The organism is Cryobacterium breve (assembly GCF_004402375.1).
Classification (GTDB): domain Bacteria; phylum Actinomycetota; class Actinomycetes; order Actinomycetales; family Microbacteriaceae; genus Cryobacterium; species Cryobacterium breve.
In genome coordinates, this window is record NZ_SOGJ01000036.1 from 55,906 (window position 1) to 65,850 (window position 9,945).

9 protein-coding genes are annotated in these 9,945 nt (G+C 61.8%); 7 read left to right on the forward strand and 2 right to left on the reverse strand.

What is annotated here, in order from left to right:
- Window position 1: 1 nt before the first annotated feature.
- Window positions 2-1,675: a potassium-transporting ATPase subunit KdpA gene (gene kdpA, locus E3O65_RS15960; RefSeq protein ID WP_134364711.1), complete on the reverse strand. Its 1,674-nt coding sequence runs from the start codon at window positions 1,673-1,675 to the stop codon at window positions 2-4.
- Window positions 1,676-1,765: a potassium-transporting ATPase subunit F gene (locus E3O65_RS15965; protein ID WP_110127642.1), complete on the reverse strand. Its 90-nt coding sequence runs from the start codon at window positions 1,763-1,765 to the stop codon at window positions 1,676-1,678.
- A 508-nt stretch (window positions 1,766-2,273) separates the two neighbouring features.
- Here E3O65_RS15965 and E3O65_RS15970 point away from each other — a divergent pair.
- The 7 genes from E3O65_RS15970 (at window position 2,274) to E3O65_RS16000 (ending at window position 9,722) form a co-directional block, all read left to right on the forward strand.
- Entirely contained in the window at window positions 2,274-2,858 is a 585-nt protein-coding gene (locus E3O65_RS15970; RefSeq protein ID WP_134364712.1) for a hypothetical protein, read from the forward strand.
- A gap of 40 nt (window positions 2,859-2,898) precedes the next feature.
- The gene (locus E3O65_RS15975) at window positions 2,899-3,474 is read left to right on the forward strand and encodes a hypothetical protein (protein WP_134364713.1); all 576 of its coding nucleotides are present in this window, start codon (window positions 2,899-2,901) and stop codon (window positions 3,472-3,474) included.
- Window positions 3,475-3,932: 458 nt separating this feature from the next.
- Complete coding sequence (locus E3O65_RS15980) at window positions 3,933-4,355, forward strand: Pr6Pr family membrane protein (protein ID WP_277870420.1); 423 nt, start codon at window positions 3,933-3,935, stop codon at window positions 4,353-4,355.
- Window positions 4,356-4,575: 220 nt separating this feature from the next.
- On the forward strand, window positions 4,576-5,388 hold the full coding sequence (locus E3O65_RS15985; protein WP_198411675.1) for a magnesium transporter CorA family protein: 813 nt from the start codon (window positions 4,576-4,578) through the stop codon (window positions 5,386-5,388).
- Window positions 5,389-5,772: 384 nt separating this feature from the next.
- Window positions 5,773-6,789 carry a magnesium and cobalt transport protein CorA gene (locus E3O65_RS15990; RefSeq protein ID WP_134364715.1) on the forward strand — a complete coding sequence of 339 codons (1,017 nt, stop codon included), beginning with the start codon at window positions 5,773-5,775 and terminating at the stop codon, window positions 6,787-6,789.
- Between the two features lie 437 nt (window positions 6,790-7,226).
- Window positions 7,227-9,047, forward strand: a complete 1,821-nt coding sequence (locus E3O65_RS15995; RefSeq protein WP_241985710.1) for an APC family permease — start codon at window positions 7,227-7,229, stop codon at window positions 9,045-9,047.
- A gap of 165 nt (window positions 9,048-9,212) precedes the next feature.
- Window positions 9,213-9,722, forward strand: coding sequence for a GNAT family N-acetyltransferase (locus E3O65_RS16000; RefSeq protein ID WP_134364717.1), 510 nt, complete (start codon window positions 9,213-9,215; stop codon window positions 9,720-9,722).
- Window positions 9,723-9,945: the final 223 nt, after the last annotated feature.

Genomic DNA, 9,945 nt, shown 5'->3' on the forward strand with positions numbered 1-9,945 from the left:
ATTACTGCAGCCCTTCTGCTAGGGGACCCAGCGCGAGTACGGGGAAATAAGTGAGAGCAGTGATGATGATCGTCACGCCGATGAGGAGGCCGACGAACTGCGGCCGGTGCGTGGGCAGGGTTCCTGCAGTGGCCGGGACTTTATCCTGAGCAGCTAGGGAGCCGGCCAACGCGAGTACCAGCACAATCGGGATGAACCGGCCGAGCAGCATCGCAACGCCGAGGGCAGTGTTGAACCACGGGGTATTCGCGGTCAGTCCCGCGAATGCCGAACCGTTGTTGTTCGCCGCGGAGGTAAAGGCGTACAGCACTTCGGACAGCCCATGAATGCCGGGATTCCAAATCGAGGTCGACTCGACGTCTGCACGCACCGCTGGAATTGCGAAGCTCAGTGCCGTACCCAGCAGGACGATCGTGGGGGTGACCAAGATGTAGAGGCTCGCGAGCTTGATCTCCTTCGGGCCAATCTTTTTGCCCAGGTACTCAGGAGTGCGGCCGACGAGCAACCCGCCGACGAAGACCGCAATGATCGCGAGGACCAGCATCCCATAGAGACCGGATCCGACTCCGCCCGGTGCGACCTCGCCGAGCATCATGTTCAGCATCGGCATCATGCCGCCGAGTGATGTGTAGGAATCGTGCATCGAGTTGACCGCACCGGTCGACGTCAAGGTGCTCGTGGATCCGAACAGAGTGGATGCGAATATGCCGAATCGTTGTTCCTTGCCTTCCATTGCGCCACCGGCGAGTTCAGGCGCGGTGCCGGCACCGTTGAGTTCGAAGAGGGTGAGGAAGGTGAGCGAGGCGACGAAGATCGTACCCATGACAGCAAGGATTGCGTACCCCTGCTTGTGATTTCCGACCATGCGGCCGAAGGTGCGAGGGAGGGAGAACGGGATCATCAGCATCAGTACGTTCTGGAACAGACTCGTCCAGGCATTGGGGTTCTCGAAGGGGTGCGATGCGTTGGCGTTGAAGAATCCGCCGCCGTTGGTGCCGAGGTTCTTGATCACTTCCTGTGACGCGACCGGACCACCGGGCAGGTTCTGAAGGCCGCCGCTGAGAGTCGTGATCTCAGTAAAGCCATTGAAGTTTTGGATAACCCCACCGACCAGCAGGACCACCGCGCCGACCATTGAAAGAGGCAGCAGCAGCCGCAGGATTCCCCGGGTCAGATCAACCCAGAAGTTTCCAATCGTTGTTGACTCTCGCCGGGTGAAACCACGCACCAGCGCAATGGCGATGGCAATACCGACTGCAGCTGAGACGAAGTTCTGCACGGCTAGGCCAGCGATTTGCACGGTGTAGCCCATAGTCACGTCGGGCGAGTACGACTGCCAGTTCGTGTTCGCCACGAACGACGCCGCCGTGTTGAATGACAGTCCTTCCGGAACTGCGGGAAGCCCCAAAGAGTAAGGAAGCACGGCCTGAATACGCTGCAGGAGGTACACGAAAAGCAGCCCGACAACGGAAAAGGCAAGCACGCCGCGCAAATAGGACTGCCAGGTCTGTTCGACCCTGGAATCCACCCCGATGACACGGTAAAAGCCTCGCTCGGCCTTGAGGTCTTTACTTGAGGTGTAGATGCGGGCCATGTAATCGCCCAACGGGCGGTACAGGAGAGTGAGAATAAGTGCCAGGGTGGCCACTTGGAGAACTGCGAAGAACACGTCCATCTAGAATCGCTCCGGTTTCACGAGGGCGACCACGAGGTACACCACAGCGGCAATGGCCAACGCAGCGGCGAGCAGGTCGAAGAAGATCACAGCTTCTCGACCCCCCAGCCGATGACGCCTACAAACGCGAACACGGCGAGAATGCCGAGCACGTAAATAATGTCAAGCACAAGTAACTCCATCTGGAGAAGGACAACGCGACCCGGGGCGGGGCGCTGATGCCGCAGCGGCACGACATCCGATTAGATACCCTCGCTCTCGGCAAAATCACAGCCCTAACGGGATCCAAACGGCAATCCGACGGAACCTAACAAGATTCATACGCACGCGGCCATCCGCTGGGGCTCCCTTCGAAGGCCACGCACTCTTGTCAATCGCCGCGATGTCCAGATCCGGCCAGGAACCCCGGTGTAGCGCATTGGGGGTTTGGCTCGCACCTCCCGCAGAAATACCGTGCGGTTCCACGAAAATCCCGCATGCATTCCGTTAGGAGTCGGAACATCCGCTCCGGCCCCCATTAGGACTGACTCATGACAACTCCCGACAGCCCCACATTGGAGCCTCATATACCCTGCGCCCTCACCTCGAGGCCCCGCTCATGACCCTCACCGCAATCATGCCGACCCTTCGGCGCACGCTCCCCGATCCCTTCAACGTCAACGCATGGCCGGAAGGCTCACAGGTGACGACCACCGATGTCATCATTTCGGGAGTATCCATGAACCGTTTGGTGGAAATCTGCCAAACCCCCTGCGTGCATACCGCCGCCGCCGTCATTCCTGGGACGTATGGGCGGCCGTCCTCATATCAGGGTGCCGCCGTGGTCGTCGTGCGGGTCACCACGGTCTTAAGAAATTGTGGTGCCGCACGGGTCGTACTCATCGACGCCTGCCTGGATACCGTGAACGCGGCCTGGCCGGAGACTCGGCTCCTCGGGCGGGCGTCGACGGTAAAAAGCACTGTCGCGGTTCTCCTCTCCGGCGAGTCTCACGAGACCTCCAGTGGTGGACGCGGTGTTGTCGAGCTGCCCGACGATCTCCGGGAAGGCGACCTCCTGGCGATCCCCTGCGCAGGGGCTGTAGCCCTACGGGACGTCCGCGCACGGCCGCCGGTCCGAATTAATGCTCCGAATCACGGACAACAAGACACGGCGGAATTCACCTGGTTAGCGCAACTTGCATGAACCGAATAAAACAACAACAACAAAAAAATGAGGAGGAATCATGACTTTAATGTCAAGCATCATGGCCAAACGAATTCTGGCGAAGCGCGCGGCGACCACCGAGTGCTGGCCCGAGGGCACGGTCCAGACCGCCGACGATCTCATCATCAACGGTGTCTCCCTGGTCCGCACGAGCCGTGACGAGACACCCACGGTGAGGATCGGGCCGGCCGGAAACCTGTGGGCGGGGCACCTCACCCCGCCGCAAGGATTCATCACCGTGCTACTCACCCGGGTGGAAGCAACCGGATACACCGATTCGCACCGTCACCTCGTAGTGTGGGTTGACGCCGAGCTGGACCAGTGCCGCCCGATTCTCTCCGCTGCCCGTGTCCTCGGCCGTACTAGTAGCACCCACACGAAGCGTATGCAGCTTCGACCGCGCTCAAAGGACGACATGCAATGGATGCGGTTACCAGCCGACATCGTCGTCGGCGACCTGCTTGCCGTTCCGTGCAAAGGACCAGTACCGCTCAGCGCTGTGCGTCGACGCAGCTGCCAGCCGAATCGCCAGGAAAATGATCGAACGGACAATCCCGATGACGATTCCCAGTTCGCACGCGCATGCCTGAAATGAACCAAAGTTACCCGCCTGGCCCAACACCGCGCGTGGGAACCCGACGCAGTTGCTGATCGCTGCAATGCGGCGATCCCCGCCCAGAAGGACAGGACGACGATAAATTTGGCCGAGAGCGATAGTGCTACCAGGAGCGCTACGGTGGTCGACGCTTCGTAATCGGACAGCAGGATTACAACTCCCGTCACGAATGTGACCAAGTTGAATGCTCCTGCTCCGGTGGCCTCCACCCGAAGATCCTCACCGTCCCCGACGCGGCCTAGATCAACCAGCCCGCCCAAGCACAAGAAGGCCAGCCACAACTAGCCGCCTAAACTCACACTGGCCTCATTCACCTTGACAAATTCCGCTGTGCGGGTGCGCCCGGAGGCCACCGACACAGGGCAGCGGCAAAGTAGGTTCAAGATGAAGCTGCTGATCGTTGACGATGACCGCGGACTCGTCGCGAAGGATGTATCGTGGAGGCCAAGTACGACGGCGTCGGGGGACTATGGCGGGCGATCGAGGGGTCGTACGACGCGATCATCCTGGACATCATGCTGCCGGGGCGGAGCGGCTTCTCGGTGTGCGGTGAGCTTCGTGATGCGGGCGTCTGGACGCCGATCCTGAAGTTCGCAGAACTCGATTGGCTGATCTTCAGCGACCGCAGCCCCCTCCCATGGAACGAACTATGGATTGCCCTCATCTACCCCATCGTGTGGATCATGGTCGTGCTCATTCGCGGGGCAACCGACGGATGGGTACCGTACCCCTTCTTCAACCCGGCACAGGGGTACGGCGTCGTCGCGCTCTATGCACTGACTATCGCCGTCGCCACCATCGTGTTCGCCGCCACCATCTGTGCTGTCAGTAGGTCGCGCCCTTCCGCAGCACGGCGCTGATAGAGGCGCGGTAGCCGAACTCTAAGCGGGTCCCCGTTTCGAATTCTTGTCCCTTTCTGCGCCCGCATAAATCGCCAAGACATCGTCCTCAGAGATCAAGTGGGGCGTGGTTGACTGGGGCGTGCACACTCCTTGAACCCGCTGTTACCGTGACGGTGTCCTCATCGGTGAAAACTTTGCGCTGGCCGATGTGTCCGACTTGCCCAACACCGTGGTTTGGGTGGATCTCTGTACCCCGGACGGTGACGACCTCGTGCTGCTCGCTGAGGAGCTGGGGCTGCACGAGTTAGCTGTTGAAGACGCCACGAAGCTTCGTCAGCGTCCAAAACTCGATCACTATCCCGATCACTCCTTCTTGTCCGCTTATGCTGCCGGCTTCGATCCGGACTCGAAAGCGGTCACCACCGACGAGATTGCCGCCTTCATCACTGCGCGGGCGCTGATCACCGTGCACAAGGAGGAGAACGTCGATTTGGATGCGGTCGTTGCCAGATGGGACTCTTCCCCGGACCTGGCCAAGCATGGTGTCGCTTTCCTGCTGCACGGACTGTTGGACTACCTTGTCGACGGGTACTTTGAGGCGGTAGAGGCCCTGGACGAGGAGATCGAAGAGCTCCAGAACCAGCTGTTCGTGCCATCGGCCAACCAGGAGGCCCTGCAACGGAGTTCGTTCGCGCTCCGCAAGAGTCTCGTAACGCTCCGGCGGGTGATCCTGCCGATGCGCGAAGTCGTGAACACGCTCCTCCGCCGCGACCTTCACCTCGTGGCTGACGAGATGGGCCCCTACTTCCAAGACGTGTACGACCATGTGCTGCGCGCTATGGAATGGACCGAGAGCCTGCGCGACCTCGCCACGAGCATTCTTGAAGCGAATTGGGCCCTTCAGGGAAACCGGCTCAACGTGATCACCAAGAAGGTGACCGGCTATGCCGCCATCATCGCCGTCCCAACGGCCATCACGGGCTTCTACGGCCAAAACGTGCCTACCCCGGATTCAGCGAAATTGGGGGTTTCTTCAGTTCAGCAGCACTGATCGTGGGCCTCTCCACGCTGTTGTACTTCCTCTTCAAACGCAACGACTGGATCCAGGTCCGCCACGGGTGCCGTTTCGTCCCCGAACTGATTGTGAAGTAGGATTTGTGCGGCCCAATCGGGCCAAAACGCTCCGATCTGAGGCGGGTGAGTGGCCATGGCTGGTCATAGTAGTTGCGCCGCCCCGCTCAGTTTTCGGGCCCGTTTCCGCGTTCAGTAGAACATGGTCGTTGGGCCGTCCCGAGTCCTGGCGGCACGCTCATCGAGTCAACGTCGCTTACGGTGCGGCACTCTCCCGCCCCATCTTGACCGACGCCCGGATGGCACGCCATCTGTCGACTTCGCTCACACACATTCTTGGACGACTGAACGATGGAACACAACCATGGCACTGATTGACAACGGCATATACGTAGCCGGACACCGCGCCGAAAGCCCCCACAGCCTTGAGGAAACGTACCAAGCCCTCCGCGAGAACGATGGCATGGCCTGGATCGGTCTCTACCGGCCGGACGCCGCTGAGATACGGTCAGTCGCCAACGAATTCGATCTCCACCCGCTGGCGGTGGAAGACGCTCTGACCGGCCATCAACGGGCCAAGCTGGAGCGGTACGGATCCACCTTGTTCCTCGTGTTGCGCCCCGCACGATACATCGACGAGACAGAAGAGGTGGAGTTCGGCGAGCTTCACCTCTTCATCGGCGCGGATTTTGTCGTCACCGTCCGTCACGCCGAATCGACGGCCCTCGGCCGGGTCAGGCAACGCCTGGAGGCGAATTCCCCGCTCCTGGCCAAGGGGCCCCAAGTTGTGCTCCACGCCATCCTCGACGAGGTCGTCGATGAGTACGCACCCGTCATCGCGGGCCTCGAGAACGATATCGACGAGATCGAAAACCAACTCTTTGTCGGCGACCCCGGGGTCTCCCGACGCATCTACGACCTCTCCCGCGAAGTCATCGAATTCCAGCGCGCGGTGCACCCCCTCATCGCGATGCTGCAGGCGCTCCTCCGCGGCTCGGAAAAATACCAGGTCGAACTCGAGCTCCAACGATCCTTCAGGGACGTCCTGGACCACGCCATCCGCGTCGTCGATCGCGCAGACTCATTCCGTGCCATCCTCCAAAACGCCCTGACCGTGCACGCCACCTTGGTGAATCAACGCCAGAACGACGAAATGCGGCACATGTCTGAAACGAGCCTTGCCCAGAACGAAGAGGTCAAGAAGATTTCCTCCTGGGCGGCCATCCTCTTTGCCCCAGCCCTCGTCGGCACCGTCTACGGCATGAACTTCGACAACATGCCCGAGCTGCACTGGACCTTCGGATACCCCCTGGCACTCGGAGAGATGGTCTTCCTCGGCGTCGCCCTCTACTTGGTCTTCAGGAAAAAGAAGTGGCTGTGAGACGCGCTCGGGGCTAAGGCCCTCGCAACGCCAATCCGCGCATCCGTCAACGCGCAGTAGGAGGGCATTGACCGCGGCATGCAGATGCGGGCCGACCTCGATGTGAGCTCACACCAGTGCAGTGCGCCACACGCATCACAACTTCGAACTCAGATCGTTGCGCTGAGCGTGCGGCGCGCGAGCGCGCGCGACACACAATAGAGCGGTAGATCGCATTCGAGCAGTCGGCTCTCACGGTCTTGGGGCCGGCGCGGGCGGGATGGAAGAGCACAGTGGATTCATCAGACGTTCCGGTCATCCCGGAGAGCGTTACCAGTCCCGTCCGTTCGGGAGCGCCCACGAATAGCCTCGCCCGGTGGCTGCTTCGGAACCGCGTGCAGCCCCTCGGGCCAGAGAGCCCCGCAGACACCGCGACGAAGCGTCCCTGGTGGATGGTCATGTGCCTGACTGGCGTCGACTACTTCTCGACGCTGTCCTACCTGCCCAGCATCGCCGTGCTGGCTGCCGGGGCACTGGCGCCGTTGGCGACCCTTCTGATCGTTGCGCTGACCCTGCTGGGGATGCTGCCGATGTACCGGCGCGTCGCGAAGGAAAGCCCGTACGGCCAGGGATCGGTGGCGATGCTCGAGCGACTCCTCCCGTTCTGGAAGGGAAAGTTCTTCGTCCTGGTACTACTGGGCTTCGTCGCAACGTCTTGGATCATCACGATCACCCTGTCATCTGCGGATGCCACGGTGCACCTTCTTGAGAATCCCTATGCACCCAGCTTCCTTGCGGGGCACGCCGTGACGATCACAATCGTCCTGCTCCTCACCCTCGGTGGGGTCTTCCTCCTCGGGTTCAGAGAAGCGGTCGCTGTCGCCATCCCACTTGTGGCGGCATATCTCGCCCTGAACGCCGTCGTGATCGGCGTGGGGCTCTACAACGTGTTCACAGAACCCGCCGCTCTGGCCGGATGGACCGAAGCTCTCACCTCCCGCGGCGGGGGGTTCGGTGACCTTCTCGGACCTGCCATCATCGCTTTCCCGCTGCTCGTGTTGGGTCTGTCCGGATTCGAGACCGGGGTGAGCATGATGCCCCTGGTTGCCTCGGCCGGGAAAACCAGCGAGGAGCGCCTGGCCTCACGCATCCGTAACACCCGCAAGCTCCTGACCGCGGCGGCCCTCATCATGAGCGCCTACCTCCTCTCGAGCACCTTCGTCACCACGCTCCTCATCCCCGAGGAGGCTTTCGAAGACGGCGGCGAAGCCAGCGGCCGCGCACTGGCCTACCTGGCCCATGAACTCGTCGGGAACACCTTCGGCACCGTCTACGACGTGAGCAGCATCCTCATCCTGTGGTTCGCGGGAGCGTCCGCCATGGCCGGCCTGATCAACATCGTCCCCCGCTACCTGCCGTCGTACGGCATGGCCCCCGAGTGGAGCCGCGCCGTGCGCCCCGTGGTTCTCGTCTACACCGGCATCAGCATCCTGATCACGATCGGCTTCAACGCCGACGTCAACGCACAAGCCGGCGCCTACGCAACCGGCATCCTGGCGATGATGGTCTCCGGCGCCATCGCCGTCACGATCTCCGCTATCCGTCGCCACCAGCGCCGCGCAAGTATCGCCTTCACCATCCTGACTCTGACCCTTCTCTACGCCCTTGGTGAGAACATCCTAGAAAAGCCCGACGGCATAGCTATTTCGGCGTTCTTCATTCTGGGGATCATCGTTGTTTCGCTCGTCTCCCGGGTTTCACGCACCACCGAACTGCGGGTGGAAACGGTCGAACTTGACGACCAGGCGCGGCGCTTCATCACCGACTCGCTCGTCTTCGACGGCGCCTTGAATCTGATTGCGACAAAACCCAAGCCGGGGAAAAAGACCGACTATGCCCGAAAAGAGACGGCGCAGCGCGGGATGAATCCCGTGCCAGGTCGCGCCGACGTACTGTTTCTGGAGATCGAGGTCGTGGACCCGTCCAGTTTCAGCGAGACACTCCATGTTCGCGGAGAAGAAGTCAACGGGCTTCGAGTCCTTCGAGCCCAGAGTCCCGCGGCACCGAACGCCATCGCCGCCATCCTCCTGGCACTGCGCGACGCATCCGGTGTGCGACCCCACGCTTACTTCGAATGGTCAGAGGGCAACCCCCTCGGGCACCTACTGCGCTACCTCCTCCTCGGCCAAGGCGACACCGCACCCGTCGTGCGCGAAATCCTTCGCCAAAACGAAGCCGATCCCGCATGCCGGCCTGGCATCCACGTGGGTGGCGGCTAAAGCCACCTGTGGAGTGGCGGTTCTGAAGAGCCAGCACTTCCTGGTTCGGTCCGCATCGCATCGCCCAGCCCTTGATGGCCCTGCAGCCCGCGGACGCACTCGCGAAGCTCTCCTCATCGTGTCTGTCGCTCCTCTCGACGTCGCGCCGGTCGGTAGGGTCGGGGCATGACAATCGGGCTGCGCACCGTATCCGCTGATGACTGGCGGGCCTGGCGGTCGGTGCGGCTCGCGGCGTTGAACGATGCGCCCGGTGCCTTCGGTTCACGCCTGCAAGAGTGGGCAGACGCACCGGATAACCGCTGGCGTGACCGTCTGTCGATCCCAGGAGCGATCGATCTATTGGCCGTCGACATCGACAGGAACGCCGTTGTTGGCATGGCCACTGGGACCCCGTTCAAGGATCGCGCCAGCCGCGCTGAGCTCATCTCAATGTGGGCCGACCCCGCCGTTCGTGGTCGGGGTGTCGCCACTGCACTCATCACAGCAATCGCGCGCTGGGCGGCGAGCACTGGCGCGACGACGCTCGCCCTATCCGTGATGCCGGACAACGTCGCGGCCCGACGAACTTACGAAAGAAACGGCTTTGCCGTCGAACCCGGCGATGTGCTGTCGCGTGGCCAGCGCGAGCTCGTCATGCTCCGAGACCTCAGCCCCGAGCACACCGTGAGCCGTTAACAATGTTCTGCCGGACGAGACCGCACCAGTCAGGAACGCCCTGCGCGATGGATCCGCGGCCAATCGGGCCGATTGCCGAGCGCCCAGATTCTGGGTCAGTGGGAGGACCGTAGCTGGTCGCCCGGCTGGAGCGCCGTGCCGGCTGCGCACCCGAGCTCTCCGGGCTGAAGCAGAATCTTGGGAACCTGCAACACCTGCACGCCGTCGACGTCTCGTTTCACGA